General features: G+C 66.0%; 15 protein-coding genes. 6 read left to right on the plus strand and 9 right to left on the minus strand.

The window, feature by feature from the left end:
- Window position 1: 1 nt before the first annotated feature.
- The 6 genes from KKQ75_RS12050 to KKQ75_RS12075 all read left to right on the plus strand — a co-directional run bounded on the left by KKQ75_RS12050 (window position 2) and on the right by KKQ75_RS12075 (window position 5,930).
- A complete protein-coding gene (locus KKQ75_RS12050) occupies window positions 2-1,003 on the plus strand; it encodes a D-alanine--D-alanine ligase (protein WP_213362438.1) in 1,002 nt (333 codons plus the stop codon).
- A gap of 20 nt (window positions 1,004-1,023) precedes the next feature.
- Window positions 1,024-1,848, plus strand: coding sequence for a cell division protein FtsQ/DivIB (locus tag KKQ75_RS12055; protein WP_213362439.1), 825 nt, complete (start codon window positions 1,024-1,026; stop codon window positions 1,846-1,848).
- Window positions 1,849-1,854: 6 nt separating this feature from the next.
- Window positions 1,855-3,090 carry a cell division protein FtsA gene (ftsA, locus tag KKQ75_RS12060; protein ID WP_213362442.1) on the plus strand — a complete coding sequence of 412 codons (1,236 nt, stop codon included), beginning with the start codon at window positions 1,855-1,857 and terminating at the stop codon, window positions 3,088-3,090.
- Between the two features lie 191 nt (window positions 3,091-3,281).
- A complete protein-coding gene (ftsZ, locus tag KKQ75_RS12065; RefSeq protein ID WP_213362443.1) occupies window positions 3,282-4,496 on the plus strand; it encodes a cell division protein FtsZ in 1,215 nt (404 codons plus the stop codon).
- A gap of 297 nt (window positions 4,497-4,793) precedes the next feature.
- The gene (gene lpxC / locus KKQ75_RS12070; protein ID WP_213362445.1) at window positions 4,794-5,717 is read left to right on the plus strand and encodes a UDP-3-O-acyl-N-acetylglucosamine deacetylase; all 924 of its coding nucleotides are present in this window, start codon (window positions 4,794-4,796) and stop codon (window positions 5,715-5,717) included.
- A 39-nt stretch (window positions 5,718-5,756) separates the two neighbouring features.
- Window positions 5,757-5,930 (plus strand): hypothetical protein, encoded by a 174-nt coding sequence (locus KKQ75_RS12075; protein ID WP_213362446.1) that lies wholly within the window; start codon window positions 5,757-5,759, stop codon window positions 5,928-5,930.
- Window positions 5,931-6,060: 130 nt separating this feature from the next.
- On the opposite strand, the gene ruvC is transcribed toward KKQ75_RS12075, so the two are convergent.
- The 9 genes from ruvC to KKQ75_RS12120 form a co-directional block, all read right to left on the minus strand.
- Window positions 6,061-6,636, minus strand: coding sequence for a crossover junction endodeoxyribonuclease RuvC (ruvC, locus tag KKQ75_RS12080; RefSeq protein ID WP_213362447.1), 576 nt, complete (start codon window positions 6,634-6,636; stop codon window positions 6,061-6,063).
- A 7-nt stretch (window positions 6,637-6,643) separates the two neighbouring features.
- Window positions 6,644-7,492, minus strand: a complete 849-nt coding sequence (locus tag KKQ75_RS12085; RefSeq protein WP_213362448.1) for a transglycosylase domain-containing protein — start codon at window positions 7,490-7,492, stop codon at window positions 6,644-6,646.
- A 70-nt stretch (window positions 7,493-7,562) separates the two neighbouring features.
- Entirely contained in the window at window positions 7,563-8,483 is a 921-nt protein-coding gene (gene aroE, locus KKQ75_RS12090; protein ID WP_213362449.1) for a shikimate dehydrogenase, read from the minus strand.
- Window positions 8,484-8,491: 8 nt separating this feature from the next.
- On the minus strand, window positions 8,492-10,564 hold the full coding sequence (locus KKQ75_RS12095; RefSeq protein WP_213362451.1) for a ribonuclease catalytic domain-containing protein: 2,073 nt from the start codon (window positions 10,562-10,564) through the stop codon (window positions 8,492-8,494).
- An 80-nt stretch (window positions 10,565-10,644) separates the two neighbouring features.
- On the minus strand, window positions 10,645-11,217 hold the full coding sequence (locus tag KKQ75_RS12100) for a helix-turn-helix transcriptional regulator (protein ID WP_213362452.1): 573 nt from the start codon (window positions 11,215-11,217) through the stop codon (window positions 10,645-10,647).
- A gap of 310 nt (window positions 11,218-11,527) precedes the next feature.
- Window positions 11,528-12,160 (minus strand): YqiA/YcfP family alpha/beta fold hydrolase, encoded by a 633-nt coding sequence (locus KKQ75_RS12105; protein ID WP_213362454.1) that lies wholly within the window; start codon window positions 12,158-12,160, stop codon window positions 11,528-11,530.
- Entirely contained in the window at window positions 12,157-13,995 is a 1,839-nt protein-coding gene (locus tag KKQ75_RS12110; RefSeq protein WP_213362456.1) for a M61 family metallopeptidase, read from the minus strand. The genes KKQ75_RS12105 and KKQ75_RS12110 overlap by 4 nt, the downstream gene beginning before the upstream one ends.
- 29 nt (window positions 13,996-14,024) lie before the next feature.
- A complete protein-coding gene (locus KKQ75_RS12115; protein ID WP_213362458.1) occupies window positions 14,025-14,462 on the minus strand; it encodes a DUF3429 domain-containing protein in 438 nt (145 codons plus the stop codon).
- 206 nt (window positions 14,463-14,668) lie between these two features.
- Window positions 14,669-15,397: a DsbC family protein gene (locus KKQ75_RS12120; protein ID WP_213362460.1), complete on the minus strand. Its 729-nt coding sequence runs from the start codon at window positions 15,395-15,397 to the stop codon at window positions 14,669-14,671.
- Between the last annotated feature and the right edge of the window lie 23 nt (window positions 15,398-15,420).

Consider the following 15,420-nt stretch of genomic DNA (forward strand, 5'->3'; position numbering starts at 1 on the left):
CATGAGCAATACCATGAACACCATTGACGTCAAGGCGCTGGGCAAGGTCGCCGTGCTGATGGGCGGCCGCTCGGCCGAGCGCAAGATTTCGCTGATGTCCGGCCAGGGCGTGCTTGAGGCGCTGCGCGGCCGCGGCGTCGACGCCCACCCGTTCGATCCGGCCGAGCGCGACCTGTCCGAGCTCAAGCGCGAGGGTTTCGCGCGCTGCTTCATTGCGCTGCATGGCCGCTACGGCGAGGACGGCACAGTGCAGGGTGCGCTGGAACTGCTGGGCATTCCCTACACCGGTCCGGGCGTGATGGCCTCCAGCGTCGGCATGGACAAGATCATGACCAAGCGCATCTGGCTGTCGGAGGGTATTTCCACGCCGCGCTACCTGCAGATGGCCTCGCGCAAGCTGCAGGACGAGGGCGCGCTGGTGGCCTTCGTGGTCGATGCCGTGCAGCAGCTCGGCCTGCCGATGATCGTCAAGGCGCCGCACGAGGGATCGTCCATCGGCGTGTACAAGGTCAAGACCGCGGAAGAAGCCGCCAACGCCGTGCGCGAGGTGATCGCCATAGACAGCGCCGTGCTGTGCGAGAACCTGATCGTGGGCGAGGAGCTGACCTGCCCCGTCATCGGCACCGGCGAGCAGGCCCGTGCGCTGCCCGTGGTTCGCATCGTGGCGCCGGGTGGCGACTACAACTACGAGGAAAAATACTTCAAGGACAACGTGCGCTACCTGTGCCCGAGCGATCTGCCGGCCGAGCAGGAGCGTGCCATCCAGCAGATGGCACTCGAGGCCTACCTGGTGCTGGGCTGCCGCGGCTGGAGCCGTGTCGACGTAATGGTGCGTGGCAGTGACAGCCAGCCCTTCCTGCTCGAGATCAATACCTCGCCCGGCATGACCAGCCATTCGCTGGTGCCCATGTCCGCCAAGGCGAGCGGCATCAGCTATCCCGACCTCTGCCTGCAGATCCTGGCCAGCGCCAGCCTGGACGGCAGCAAGGCCGCCACGGTCTGAAGGGACAAGGAACACGCGCCATGCAAGCCCCGCAGCCCGTAACCACCACCACCGACATCCGGCTGATGAATGCAACCGCCTCGTTGCTGTTCGGCCTGGTGTTGCTGGGCGCGCTGATCAGCGCGGCCTGGTGGTTCACGCGCCTGCCGCAGTTCTCGCTCAAGGGCATCCAGGTGATGGGCCACACCACGCACACCACGCCATACGCGCTGCGCAGCCAGGTGCTGCCGCGCCTGACGGGCAACTTCTTCTCCATCAGGCTGGAAGAAGCGCGCGACGTGTTCGAGCAGCAGCCCTGGGTGCGCCAGGCGGTGGTCAGCCGCGTGTTCCCGAACCAGCTTGCCGTGCGCCTGGAAGAGCATGAGGAAGTCGCCTATTGGGGCAATGACGAGGAGGGCATGCGCCTGCTCAATCGCCAGGGCGAGGTGTTCGAGGGCAATCCGGAGGAAGTGGCCAACATCGAGCTGCCACGCCTGTCCGGCCCGGACGAGCAGTCGGCCGCGGTGCTGCTGATGTACCGCCGCCTGGGCCCGCTGTTCAACCCGCTGGAGGCGCGCATCACCGCGCTGGAACTGGATCCGCGCGGCTACTGGAGCCTGACGCTGAACAATGACACCGTGCTCAACCTGGGCAGCGGCAATGAACAGGAACTGGCGGCGCGTATCCGGCAGTTCGTGCAGACGATCGGCGCAGTGACTGCGCGCTATGGCCGCAGCTTTGCCGATCTGCAGTATGCGGATCTGCGCTACAAGACCGGCTACGCGCTGCGCCTGAAGGGGGTGGGGACGATGGAGTCTCCGGATGGCAACGCTGGCAAGCGCCAGCCAACGAAACCAAAGACATAAACAGCCATGGCAAAAGAATACAAGGATCTGGTCGTAGGCCTCGACATCGGCACCAGCAAGATCATGGTGGTGGTGGCCGAGGTGCAGGCGGACGGCGCGCTCAAGGTGCTGGGCCTGGGCGTGGCGCCCAGCAACGGCATGAAGCGCGGCGTGGTGGTCAACATCGAGGCCTGCGTGCAGAGCATCCAGCAGGCCGTGCGCGAGGCCGAGATGATGGCCGCATGCAAGATCACGCGTGTCATCACCGGCATCACCGGCAGCCACATCCGCGGTCGCAACTCGGTGGGCATGGTGGCGGTGCGCGACCGCGACGTGTCGCCCACCGACGTGGCCAAGGTGCTGGAGACGGCGCGCGCCATCAACATCAGCACCGACCAGCGTCCGCTGCTGATCGAGCCGCAGGAATTCGTGATCGACGGCCAGGAAGTGAAGGAGCCGATCGGCATGAGCGGCATCCGTCTGGAAGCCAAGGTGCACATCGTCACCTGTGCCCAGAGCGCGGCCGAGAACATCCTCAAGTGCGTGCGCCGCTGCGGCCTGGAGGTGGACCACCTGATGCTGAACCCGCTGGCCAGCAGCATGTCCTGCCTGACCGAGGACGAGCGCGAGCTGGGCGTGGTGCTGGTGGACATCGGCGCCGGCACTACCGATATTGCAGTGTTCGCTGGCGGCGCCATCCGCCACACGGCGGTGCTGCCGGTGGCGGGCGAACTGATCACCAGCGACATCGCCATGGCGCTGCGCACCCCGACCGAGGATGCCGAGGACATCAAGATGCAGAACGGCTGCGCCAAGCAGCTGCTGGCCGATCCGGATACGCATATCGAAGTGGCCGGCCTGAGCGGCCGTCCGCCGCGCCTGCTGAGCAAGCAGGTGCTGGCCGGCGTGATCGAGCCGCGCATCGAGGAAATTTTCTCGCTGGTGCAGAAGGAAGTGCAGAGCTCGGGCTTCGAGCACCTGGTGTCGTCCGGCGTGGTGCTGACCGGCGGCAGCGCCGTGATGCCCGGCATGGTCGAACTGGGCGAGGACATTTTCCTCAAACCGGTGCGCATCGGCACCCCGATCTACAACGGCGCCCTGGCCGACATGGTGACGCAGCCGCGTGCCGCCGTCGTCATGGGCATGCTGGAAGACGCCCGCCAGGCGCAGCAGCGCGGCTACGTGGCTTCGCGCAGCAAGAGCGACTCCGCCGTGCGCGGGGTGTTCGGCCGCATCAAGGATTTCATCGTGGGGAACTTCTGATGGCCATCCAGCAGAAACCCCTCGCGCAGGCACGCTGGCATGACAGCCGGCACGGGAAGGAACGCTTCCCCGCCGCATGAACCGGATTGGACGGGATTGCAAGCTCGTCCATGGCCCCGGCAGGCCCTAAACGCCAGACAGGCAAGTGATTTTTTTCAGAGACAGCAAGGTTAAACAGCAAGGAGAGCAAGATGCCCATCGAAATGATTGACACCGAAGAATTCCACGCAGGCACCCAGATCAAGGTCATGGGCGTGGGTGGCGGCGGCGGCAACGCCGTGCAACACATGATCGACCGCAAGGTCCAGGGCGTGGAGTTCATCTGCGCCAACACCGACGCGCAGGCGCTGACGCGCAGCACGGCGGACCGCGTGATCCAGCTCGGCACCACCGGCCTGGGCGCCGGCAGCAAGCCCGAGAAGGGCCGTGACTGCGCCGAAGTGGCCGAGCACGAGATCCGCTCCGCCATCGAAGGCGCGCACATGCTGTTCCTGACCGCCGGCATGGGCGGTGGCACCGGCACCGGCGCAGCTCCCGTGATCGCGCGCATCGCCCGCGAAATGGGCATCCTGACGGTGGGTGTGGTGACCAAGCCCTTCGAGTGGGAAGGTGGCCGCCGCATGACCAACGCCGATTCCGGCGTGGCCGAACTGGAAGCCAACGTCGATTCCCTGATCGTGGTGCTGAACGAGAAGCTGCAGGAAGTGCTGGGTGACGACGTGACCCAGGACGAAGCCTTCGCCCACGCCAACGACGTGCTGAAGAACGCCGTCGGTGGCATTGCCGAGATCATCAATGTGCCCGGCCACGTGAACGTCGACTTCGAAGACGTGAAGACCGTGATGGGCGAGCCCGGCAAGGCCATGATGGGTACGGCTACCGCCAGCGGCCCGGACCGCGCCCGCATCGCTGCCGAGCAGGCCGTGGCCTGCCCGCTGCTGGAAGGCATCGACCTGTCCGGCGCCAAGGGCGTGCTGGTGCTGATCACCGCGGCCCAGGGCAGCCTGAAGCTGAAGGAATCGCAGCTGGCCATGAACACCATCCGCGCCTACGCTTCGCCCGATGCGCACGTGATCTACGGTACCGCCTACGACTCCCAGATGGGCGACGAGCTGCGCGTGACCGTGGTCGCCACCGGCCTGAGCCGCCAGAACGCCCGCCGCATGGCGCCTCCCATGCAGGTCATCAGCCGTACCGGTACCGACGACATGCCTTACTCTGCAGCCATGCCGCAGACCAGCAGCCTGCCGAGCATGAGCGGCGTCTCTCCCGCCGGCACCGTGGGCGCCAGCGTCTGGGGCACCGGCCGTGACCGCACGCACGCTTCCGAGCGCGTCAGCCAGCTGTCTTCCAGCGGCATGGACGATTTCGAAATCCCGGCCTTCCTGCGCAAGCAGGCGGACTGAGACTCGTGAACACCGGTTGCGCCCTGGCGTAGCCGGAGCGTCGTACGCGCACCTGCAGGGGCAGGGCACGCGCAAGGACGCATGACTCTTCTTGCTTGCTTGCTGGCGTGCGCACGGTTGCCTGTCCGTGCGCACGCGGCCCAAGCGCCGGCCGGCATAAAGGCCACTTGAGAGAAACAAACTGTCGCAGCACCCGAGCGCATGGCGGCAGGCATCGGTGCCGATGATGGCCTCGGCCTATCGCGGGCATCGACAAAACCAAACACTCTGCAGGCGGGCAACTTCTACAATGGACGCATGCTAGAACAGAGAACCATCAAGACACAGACCAAGGCCGTGGGCGTGGGCCTGCATGGCGGTCAGCGGGTCGAGCTCACCTTGCGTCCGGCACCGGCGGACACCGGTATCATGTTCCGCCGCGTCGACCTCCCGGTTCCGGTCGAAATCCCGGTGACCGCGGAGTCCGTCACCGATACCCGTCTGGCCTCGACCATCTCCAATGGTGGCGTCAAGGTCAACACCGTCGAGCACCTGATGTCGGCCTGCGCCGGCCTGGGCATCGACAATCTGTATATCGACATCACGGCGGAGGAAGTGCCGATCCTGGACGGATCTGCCTCGTCTTTCGTCTATCTGCTGCAAAGCGCCGGCGTGGTCAAGCAGCGTGCACCGAAGAAGTTCGTGCGCGTGCTCAAGCCGGTGGAAGTGCGCGAGGGCGAGGGCGCCCAAGGCAAGTGGGCGCGGCTGGAGCCCTACCACGGCTACAAGCTGCGCTTCCAGATCGACTTTGCCCACCCGGCGGTGGATTCCACCGGGCAGAGCGTGGAATTCGACATGTCCACCGGCGTCTACACGCGTGACATTGCGCGCGCCCGCACCTTCGGCTTCACCAAGGATGTGGAATACATGCGCTCGCACGGCCTGGCCATGGGCGGCAGCTTGGAAAACGCCATCGTGCTGGACGACTACCGCGTGCTCAATGCCGACGGTCTGCGCTACGACGACGAATTCGCCAAGCACAAGATCCTGGATGCGATGGGCGACCTGTTTCTGATCGGCCATCCCCTGCTGGCGGCCTACAGCGCCTACCGTTCCGGCCATGCCATGAACAACCAGCTGCTGCGGGCGTTGCTGGCTCAGCCGGACGCCTACGAAATCGTCAGTTTCGACAACGAGCGCAACGCGCCCAAGGGTTTTGGCGAACTGGCCGTGCAGTGGTAAGTCGCGGGTGGCTCGCCTGAACCTGTTACGCTAGCGGCCATGGCCATTGTTCGCGTCCTCTTCATCCTCATGCTGCTGGTGAGTGCCGGCACCATGGGCCTGTACCTGTTCACCGGCAACGAGCGCTACAAGCGGCAGGCGCTGCGCCTGTTCAAGTGGACCATCATCGTGCTGTGCGTGTTCTTTGCGGTGCTGGTGATCGAGCGCATCTAGCCCATGGCGGGCAGCAGATGAACCGTGTGGTGCCAGCAACACCGTGGCAGAGGCGTCGACTTAAACCAACCAGCCTGTTCGAAACCCAGGACGGTTCGGCGCCAGCTTGTTGAACAGCCCAAGAGCAGCCTCAGTAGCTGCGTCCCCCCTTGAACAATGCATGCGTACGCCGCTGCAGCGGCGTGGCTTCGGCCAGCCGCGCCATCGCCTGCCCCGCATGGGCGTGCATGATCGCCAGCCCCAGCGCATCCGCCGCATCGGTGCCAGGCAGGCCGCTCAGGTTGAGCAGGCGGCGCGTCATTTCCTGGATCTGCGCCTTGTTGGCACGGCCGTGACCGGCCACTGCCTTCTTCATCTGCAGCGCGGTGTATTCGGCCACCGGCAGGCCGCTCGAGACCAGCGCCGCCAGGCAGGCGCCGCGCGCCTGGCCCAGCATCAGCGTGGCCTGCGGATCGACGTTGACGAACACGATTTCCAGCGAGGCGACATCCGGCTGGTAGGTCTGTGCGACTTCGCACACGCCCTCGAACAGCAGCTTGATGCGTGCCGGCAGATTGCCCTGGTGTGGCAGGGCGGGGTCGTCCGGGCGTTTTTCGTTAACGGTGCGGATGGTGCCGCTGGCCACGTAGCGCAGGCGCGGGCCGTCGGCTTCGATCACGCCGAAACCGGTGGTGCGCAGGCCGGGGTCGATGCCAAGGATGCGCATGGCGGCCTCAGGGCAGCTCCACGTCGCGCATGCGCGCGGCGATGGTACTGGCACGGCTGTTGAGATAGCCGGAATTGAAGTTCTGCTCGTAGAAGCGCGGGCGCGGCAGCATCACGGCGAGCTTGGCCGCCTCGTAGGCGCTGAGCTGCGCGGCGGGCTTGCGGAAGTAATACTGCGCAGCTGCCTCGGCCCCGAAGATGCCCTCGCCCCATTCCACGTTGTTCAGGTAGATCTCGAGGATGCGCTCCTTGTCCAGCAGCAACTCCAGATACTGGGTGAACACCAGCTCCTGTCCCTTGCGCAGCAGGTTGCGCTCGGGCGAGAGCAGCAGGTTCTTGGCCAGTTGCTGGGTGATGGTGGAGCCGCCGTAGACCTTGGGCGCCGGCACTGTGATGCCGGGTGGCATGATGCTGCCGTCGGCAATGCCGCGCAGTTGCGGATCGACCGGCTTGCCGCGCTTTTCCAGGCGCTCCACCTTTTTGCGTGCGCGTTCGCGGGCCTGCTCGATGCGCGCCTGCGCCTGTTGCAGACGTTGCTGATTGCGTGCTTCGGCGGCCGCGTTGCGGGCACGGGCCTGCTCGATCGCTTCCCACTCCACACCCTGGTGGTTGACGAAATCGCTGTCTTCCGAGGCGATCACGGCGCGTTTGAGGTTGTCCGAGATCTCGTCGTAGGGCACCCATTGCTGGCCCCAGGCCAACTTGCCGCTGGCCACCACGCGCGCCATTTCGGAGCGCTGGAAGCTGGTGGACTGCGGATCGACCACGCGCATCAGCGCGATGCGTGCAAAGAAAAACAGCTGCAGCAGAATGCCGGCCAGCAGCATCCATCCCAGCAGGCGCAACAGGCGTTTCATTGCGCGCTGCCTCCTGCCCTTGCGGCACGGGGAGCAGTGCATGAAGGACGAGCGGCGAACACGGCTTGCATCACGCGGGCTTTCCGGCGGCCGGGGCATCGACCAGGGCGCGCAGTTCGGCCAGCACCGGTGCCGTGTCCGGCGTCACGCCACGCCACAGGGCGAAGGCCAGCGCCGCCTGCTCCACCAGCATGCCGAGGCCGTCGCGCGGCGTGGCGCCGCAGGCCTGCGCGTGCTGCAGGAAGGGCAGGGCGGCGGCACCGTACATCATGTCGCAGGCAAGCGCACCCGGGGCGAAGCGGCGCCGGGGCAGCAGCAGCGGTGCCCCGCCCAGGCTGCTGGCGGTGCCGTTGAGGATGATGTCGAAGGCGTCCGAAAGGCTTGGGTCGTGCGGCGGTGCGTCGTCCAGAACGGCCGCCAGACTGCAGGCGCGCAGGGCGACGCCATGCTCCGCAGCGACCGATGCATGCAGTTGCACCAGATGCCCGGCCTTGTCCACGCTGCGGTTGGCCACCGTCACGCTGGCGGGGGCTTCCGCGAGCAGCGCGCCCAGCACGCCGGCGGAAGCGCCGCCCGCACCCAGCAGCAGCACATGGCGCCCCGCCAGCGGCACGCCGGCGTTGTGGCGGATGTCGCGCATCAGGCCGGCGCCGTCGGTGTTGTCGGCATGCAGACGCCACTGTCCGGCTTGCTCGCGCCAGATCAGGGTATTGGCAGCCTGCGCCAGTTCGGCCCGCGCGCTGCGTACGTCGGCGGCGGCAAAGGCTTCCAGCTTGAACGGCACCGTCACGTTGGCACCGCCGTAGCCTTCACCGCGCAGGCGTTCCAGCGTGGCGGCAAAGCCGTCTACCGGGCTGTCGATGGCGATGTAGCTGAGCTGCTGCCCGGTCTGCCCGGCAAAGCGCGCATGGATCCAGGGCGAGCGGCTGTGGCTGACCGGATGGCCGATCACGCCATAGCGTGCCGGCAGGGGGGAGGAAGTATCAGGCATGGCAGCAATCAGACGGTCTGGCCCGGAGTGCCGTCGGCTTCGGGCTCGTTCACGTCCACGGCAATATGCAGCGGACCGGCGTCAAGCTCCATGGTATCGTCCTCGGACTCGTCGGAGGGCAGGGTGGCCTGGCCGTCATCGTCCAGCCGGGCGATGACGCTGCCATTCACATCCAGCGCCATCAGGTTGACGCCACCCAGGCGCACGCGCACCTGCGCATTGCGCGGCAGCCCGTCGGCACCGATCACGTTGATCACCAGCGGCAGCGTGTTGGCGCGCACCAGGCCGTCCTTGATCACGCTGCAGTCCAGCTCGGTGATGCCGTGGCGCTGCACGTGCAGCAGCGTCCAGAAGCGTTCCATGCTGGCCTGGTAGGCGTTGTAGCCGGTATAGCAGGCGTCGAAGCCGGAGATGATGCCGAACAGGGCAGCATCCTTGGGCTTGAACGGTGCGGCCAGGGCTGCAGTGGCGCCGTGGCGGATGGCGGCGATCAGCTGCCACTGGTTCAGCAGGTCGACATAGCGGCGCAGTGGCGAGGTGCTCCAGGCGTAGCACGGCACGCCCAGGCCGGCGTGCGGCAGTGCCTTGGTGCCCATGCGCACCTTCACGCCGGGCGCGAGTGCCGCCTGGCTGCGGTAAATGCCCGGAATGCCGCCGTTGGCCAGCATCTGGCCCCAGTGGTGGTTCACCAGAATCATCGCTTCCGACACCATCAGGTCCAGCGGTGCGCCGCGCTGGCGCATTTCGATCACCACGGTTTCGCTGCCGTCCGGCGGCGTTTCCTTGAGCGATTCGTCGCGCAGCAGGCGGAAGTTGAAATCGGGGCGGGTGAAGGTTTCGGGTTTGCCGCGCACGATCTCGCGCCGTGCCTTCAATTGCTGTGCCAGGCGCCAGAGGAAGGCCAGTGCCGGGCGATGCGTCTGCAGTTGCGCCTGCGGCTCGGGGCTGTCGGCCGGAGCCGACAGCCATTCGGCGGTGACGACCTTTTCCAGCTGGTCCAGCCGCAGGTTGTCGACCACCGGCACCCGTTCGATGCGGCTCTCGGTGCCCTGCAGTTCCAGCGTGGCTTCGTCGAAGGTCGCGTAGAACGACAGCGCCGGGCGCGGCTGGCCGGCGCCCAGGGTGTAGTGCTGCACCACATCGTGCGGCAGCATGGTGATCTTGTAGCCCGGCATGTAGACGGTGGACATGCGCTGGCGCGCCACTGCGTCGATGGCGTCGCCCGGCTGCACGGCCAGGCCTGGCGCTGCGATATGAATGCCGAGCGTGACGCGGCCACTGCCCAGTCCGCTCACCGACAGCGCATCGTCGATCTCGGTGGTGCTGGAATCGTCGATCGAGAAGGCCTGCACCCCGGCCAGCGGCAGCTCCGAATCGTCGATGAGCGCGGGCTGCAGCGCCGGAAAGCCGGTGCCCTTGGGAAAATGCTCGAACAGGAAGCGCTGCCAGTGGAACTCGTAGGGCGAGTGGATGGCGCCGGCGCGCTGCAGCAGGTCGAGCGGGGCCATCTGTGCCTCTTTCGAGGCATGCACCACGGCCTTGTACTCGGGCGCGTTCTTGTCCGGCTTGAACAGGATCCGGTAGAGCTGCTCGCGGATCGGCTCGGGGCACTGGCCCTGCACCAGTTCGGCGGCCCAGGCGTCGATCTGTGCCTGGATGCGGGCCTTCTTCTCGATGGCGGCGAGCGCCTGCTGCACGATCTCGGCCGGCGCCTTCCGGAAGCGGCCCTTCACGCCGCCGGCACGGCGGAAATAGTGCGGCGCGTGGAACAAGGCCAGCAGCGTGGCGGCCTGCTCCACCAGCGACGGCGGATCCTGGAAGTAGTCGCGGGCCACGTCGATGAAGGTGAATTCTTCTTCGGGGGCAAATTCCCACAGCAGCTGCACATCCACCTCCTGGCTCAGCGCCTGTGCCTGGGCCAGCAGTTCGGCGGGAGCGGGCTTGTCGAAGCTGAGCACGATATGCGCGTGCTTGACCTTGACGCGCTTGCCGGAATCCAGCTCGATCTGGGAGGAACTGTCCGCCTGGGACAGGATGCGGCCGGCGAGGAACTTGCCGGAATCTTCGAACATTGCAAACATGGGGCGCTATTTTCCCATGCCTGCCGGTGTGCGCGTAAAGTTTTCGGCGACGCAGGCTGGCCGTCGTGCGCGCAGCCGTCTCAATTGCCGGGCGGCAGCTGCATCAGGTCGCTTTCGGTCAGCTTGCGCCCGGCCACGCCCAGCTTGCCGCGGGCACGCTGGATCAACTCGCGCACGTAATGCACGCTCAGTTCCAGGTCGCGTGCAATGGCCTTGGGCGCCTCGCCGCGCACATTGCGCACGCACACCTCCATCTCGCGCCGGGTCAGCGGCGTCAGGGAGACGCGGCTGGTCTGCTTCGGCAGGCGCTGCAAGTGTTTTTTCTGCCAGCGGTAGAGATGGGCGGGCAGTTCGAACTTGATATTTTCGGTATCGTCAAAGGAGAAAGGCTCGTCGATCTGGATGCGGTGAAAACCCATCCAGGCCAGCCCATAGGAGTTTTCCACGCCAGAGAGCGCGGCGTGCCGGATGCCGAAGCGCTGGAAGAACTCGCCCACGATTTCGTTGGAGCGCTGCATGGCCGTGCGACGGCGCGGCGCGCTGCCGGGCTCGCCGAAGTAATCGGCCACCGTGATGGCTTGCGGCTCCCACGGGAAATCCATGAATGGCTGCGCCACGCGGTCGTGCTGCGCCACGGCTGCATATTCCGTCACGAACTCCTGCGGCAGGCCTTGTAGCCAAATGACCTGTTCAATGATGACTTGACCATTGTCACGATGTCCGCGACCGGCAAATACAGCATCGAAGCGCACAAGATTCGCCAAGGCGAGAATCGATGCTTCCATACCTACTTTTTTTCTTCAAGTGTTTTTAAGGTTCAAAGCGCGATCAAGAAGCGCTTTGTTTATATGATTAACACTTTGCACGAAAATGTAAATAGAATTTGGAGCCCCGAACATTGGGGGTTGCCTGAAATTCATGTTACATGGGTAGGTGTTGCGTGCAGATGCCCGCGTTTTCGGGTCAGAAAAGCTGCAGGCCGGTCTGCCGCGCCAGCTCCGGCCAATGCAAATCAAAATCACTGATGGCATGGTCATTGCCCGCCAGCACGGTCTGGCGTGCATGGGCGTAGCGCGCCGTCATTTCGCGCCAGTCGAGCACCTCGTCCCCCTCGCAGATCAGGGCCCAGGCCGGAGCCCGGGTGCCGGCGTCCGCGCGCTGCTGTTCCAGTGCCAGCGTTTCCGCCTCAATCGCTTCCAGTTCGCCGATGTAGGCCGGGCTGAAGTAGAAGTGTTCCTCGGGCGCATGCCAGGCCGTGTTGTCACCGATGTAACGGGCCAGGTCGCGCGCGGGGTGCACGGCGGGATTGAGCAGCAGGCTGCGCCAGCCCTTGCGTGCCGCCATGGCCGCCGCGTAGAAGCCGCCCAGCGAGGAGCCGATGACCAGGCTGCCTGCCTGTGGCCAACCGTCCGTCAGCGCTTGCAGCAGGGCCATGGCGGCAGCAGGAGAGGGTGGCAGTTGCGGGCTGCACCACTGCACGTCGGGTCGGTGCTGCGCCATCCAGGCCCCCACATGCAGCGCCTTGGCCGAGCGCGGCGAAGAGCGGAAGCCGTGCAGGTAGAGCACATGGCTGACGGGTGCGACAGCTGTGCTCATGCCCATGGCCAGACTTTCTGGCGCTCGGCGGATTTCTTGCGCGCGCCGGCACCGGGTTCGAGTTTCCATTGCTGTTCGGGCGCGGCCGGCAGCGTCAGCGGCAGGCGCAGCAGCATACGGTCGCGCGCGACGAGGGCAGTGCAGCTGCGCTCCTGCGGCTTGCGGCCGGGCGGCAGATACGCCTGCACGTCGGCCAGGTTGCCGACGCGCCAGGCCGCATGGCTGCCCTTGGCCACGTCCGCCTCCTCCAGTTCGATGCCCAGCCATTCATCCCCTGCAGCCATGCCGGCCGCCTCGGCCACGCCGCCACGAGCCACGCCCAGCACGCTGATGCTGGCGCCTTCCTTGCAGCGCAGTCCCCACTGGCGTGCCAGCGGTGCCGGCGTCTGCACGATGCGCACGCCGGCGCGGCGCAGCAGCTTCTCCAGCGGCAGTTCGGCCGTGCCATGAACCCAGTCGCGCAGTTCGCGCGCAAAGCTGCGGCCACCCAGTTCCTGCAGCACGGCGGCCACGTCGGCCTCGCTCAGGCCGCGCAGTGGCTTCTGCCGGGCGTAGCAACGCTGGTAGAGCGTGCGCATCACGGCATCGAGCGTGGTGCGGCCTTCCTGGCGCAGCGTGAGGTCCAGGCACAGGCCGAGCAGCGCGCCCTTGGTGTAGTAGCTGACGGTGATGTTGGGGGTGTTTGCGTCCTGGCGGTAGTACTTGGTCCAGGCCTCGAAGCTGGATTGCGCCAGGCTGTGGATGAAACGGCCGGGCGAGGCCTGCACGCTGTCCACCGCCTTGTTGAGCAGCCTGAGGTAGCCGGCCGCGTCGATGCAGCCGGCGCGCAGCAGCAGCAGGTCGTCGTAGTAGCTGGTGAAACCCTCGAAGAACCAGAGCAGGTCGGTGTAGTTCTCGCGGCTGTAGTTGTAGGGCACGAGTTCGGCCGGGCGCAGGCGCTTGACGTTCCAGGCGTGGAAATATTCGTGGCTGATCAGGCCGAGCAGCGTGGTGTAGTCGTCGCCCGGCGTTTCGCCGGGGCGCGGCAGATGCTTGCGGCCGGCGATCAGGGCGGTGCTGTTCAGGTGTTCCAGGCCGCCGTAGCCTTCGTCGACGGTGCGCAGCAGGAATACGTAGCGCTCGAAGGGCACGGACTTGCCCGGCTTGTCGCCATGCCAGAAACGCATGGCGGCTTCGCAGATGCGGCGGGTGTCGGCCAGCAGGCGCTCGCCGTCGAAGGCCGGCGGCGGGCTGGCGATGACGAAGCGGTGCGGGATGCCGCACACGTCGAAATCCGCGCTCCAGAAGTTGCCCATCTCGAACGGGCTGTCGGCCAGGGTGTCGTAATCGGGCGCCAGATAGCTGCCGAAGCCGCGTTTGCCGGTGTTGCGCGGCGTCAGGCCGGTGGCGAGGCGCCAGGACTTGTCGGGGGAGAGCACTTCGATCAGGTGCGGCACATGGGTCTGGCCGCTGACCTGCAGGCACAAACTGGTGGGGTTGAAGAAGCCGCGGGCGGCATCCAGCCAGGCGGTGCGTACCGAATCGTCATGCGCGTAGACCTGGTAGCGCAGTTCCAGCGGAGCACCCGGCAGGCATCCGATTTGCCAGCGCTGCTTGTCGAGCTGGCGCACGGGGCAGGGCTTGCCGTCCTGCGTGGCGCTGAGGCACTGCAGGTGCCTGCTGAACTCGCGCACCAGATAGCTGCCGGGAATCCACACCGGCAGGCTGACTTCCTGCCGGATCTGCGGTTCGGCCACCCGCAGTGTGACGTGGAACAGGTGGGTATGGGGCTCGGGCGCACTAACGAGGTAGTGCAGCGGCGCACCGGCCGCAGAAGAGGGCTTGTTCTTGGGCATGCGGCAAGCATAGCGCAGCCGCGCGCCGATTACATGGAGCCGGCGGCTCCGGCCAGGCAGCTCATCACCGCCAGCACGGTGGCGTGGAAGCGCACGGTGAGCCATTCGCTCAGGCCGGCGCGCTCCCAGGTGCGGTCATCCACCACGTAGCAGATGACGAACATCAGGGCCAGGAAGGGCATGCCGGCAGCGGGGTGCATGAGCACGCCGAACCAGCCGGCAAAGGCGGCGAAGGCGCCCCAGATGAAGTGCAGCTTGGGCGCGTTGACGCCGGCACGCAGGCCGATGCCCCAGTGGATGCCGCCGAGAAACGCCACCACGATGCCGCCGTAGCTCGCCAGCGCCGCAGCGACGAAGCCGTGCAGTTCGTCATGCACCAGCCACATCAGCAGGGCCATGATCACCATCGGGATGGTTCCCAGATAGGCGATGGCGCGGATGAAGGTACGGCTGTGTTCAGGAAGCATGCGGTCAGGACCCGGAACGCCCGCAAGGGCACGAACGGAATGCAGCGTGCGGAAACGCCGACAAGCAACACCAAGATTACGTCTGCCAACTGACAGAAAGCTGAATCGGGCTGCTGTGCTCCATTGTGAAACAAAAAGCGGCTCCGGGGGAGCCGCTCCGGTGTCCACGTGGCAAAAAGCACACTTTGGCGCCTGCAGGCGCAGCGTTATTTGCTTTCTGCCAACAGTTTCTCGATCTGTGCGGTGGGGATGGCGCCGGGCACGCGCTTGCCGTTGCTGAACACCATGGCCGGCGTTCCGGTGATGCGGTATTTTTCGGCGAAGGCCACGTTGCGGCGCAACGCGGCGGTGTCGCAGCTGGCAGCGGGTGGCGTGGCGCGGTTCAGCATCCAGCTCGCCCAGGTCTTGCTGCGGTCTTTCGCGCACCAGATGTTGCGCGACTTGGTCATCGAATCCTCGCCCAGGATGGGCAGCAGGAAGGTGTAGACGGTGACGTTGTTGACCTTGGCCAGATCGGCCTCGAAGCGGTGGCAATAGGGGCAGTTGGGATCGGCAAACACGGCGACCTTGCGCGCGCCGTTGCCGCGCGTGGTGACGAAGGCATCCTGCAGCGGCAGCGCCTTGAAGTCGATCGCGGTGAGCTTCTGCGTGCGTTCATGCGTCAGGTCGCGGCGCGTCTTGGTGTCGAGCAGCGAGCCGTTGAGCAGGAAGTCGCCCTTGGCATCGGTGTAGAAGATCTCGGTGCCGTCCACGCGCACTTCGTACAGGCCGGGCATGGGTGTCTTGCTCACTTCGTCGATCTTGGCGAGCTGCGGCAGGCGTGCGGCGAGGTTCTTGCGGATGGTGCTTTCCTGCGCGTCGGATTCCTTGCAGCCGAACAGGGCCAGGGCGGCGAGGGACAGGATGAGCGGACGGGCAAACAGGGGCTTGTTCATGCGGGGAGAGATTCGAGGTGTTG

Origin of the sequence: Brachymonas denitrificans, from assembly GCF_907163135.1 — a bacterium.
Taxonomy (GTDB): domain Bacteria; phylum Pseudomonadota; class Gammaproteobacteria; order Burkholderiales; family Burkholderiaceae_C; genus Brachymonas; species Brachymonas denitrificans_A.

Coding starts and splice junctions, on each gene's coding strand:
- KKQ75_RS12050 (WP_213362438.1), top strand. CDS start 2: ATGAGCAATACCATGAACACCATTGACGTCAAGGCGCTGGGCAAGGTC.
- KKQ75_RS12055 (WP_213362439.1), top strand. CDS start 1,024: ATGCAAGCCCCGCAGCCCGTAACCACCACCACCGACATCCGGCTGATG.
- ftsA (WP_213362442.1), top strand. CDS start 1,855: ATGGCAAAAGAATACAAGGATCTGGTCGTAGGCCTCGACATCGGCACC.
- ftsZ (WP_213362443.1), top strand. CDS start 3,282: ATGCCCATCGAAATGATTGACACCGAAGAATTCCACGCAGGCACCCAG.
- lpxC (WP_213362445.1), top strand. CDS start 4,794: ATGCTAGAACAGAGAACCATCAAGACACAGACCAAGGCCGTGGGCGTG.
- KKQ75_RS12075 (WP_213362446.1), top strand. CDS start 5,757: ATGGCCATTGTTCGCGTCCTCTTCATCCTCATGCTGCTGGTGAGTGCC.
- ruvC (WP_213362447.1), bottom strand. CDS start 6,636: ATGCGCATCCTTGGCATCGACCCCGGCCTGCGCACCACCGGTTTCGGC.
- KKQ75_RS12085 (WP_213362448.1), bottom strand. CDS start 7,492: ATGAAACGCCTGTTGCGCCTGCTGGGATGGATGCTGCTGGCCGGCATT.
- aroE (WP_213362449.1), bottom strand. CDS start 8,483: ATGCCTGATACTTCCTCCCCCCTGCCGGCACGCTATGGCGTGATCGGC.
- KKQ75_RS12095 (WP_213362451.1), bottom strand. CDS start 10,564: ATGTTTGCAATGTTCGAAGATTCCGGCAAGTTCCTCGCCGGCCGCATC.
- KKQ75_RS12105 (WP_213362454.1), bottom strand. CDS start 12,160: ATGAGCACAGCTGTCGCACCCGTCAGCCATGTGCTCTACCTGCACGGC.
- KKQ75_RS12110 (WP_213362456.1), bottom strand. CDS start 13,995: ATGCCCAAGAACAAGCCCTCTTCTGCGGCCGGTGCGCCGCTGCACTAC.
- KKQ75_RS12115 (WP_213362458.1), bottom strand. CDS start 14,462: ATGCTTCCTGAACACAGCCGTACCTTCATCCGCGCCATCGCCTATCTG.
- KKQ75_RS12120 (WP_213362460.1), bottom strand. CDS start 15,397: ATGAACAAGCCCCTGTTTGCCCGTCCGCTCATCCTGTCCCTCGCCGCC.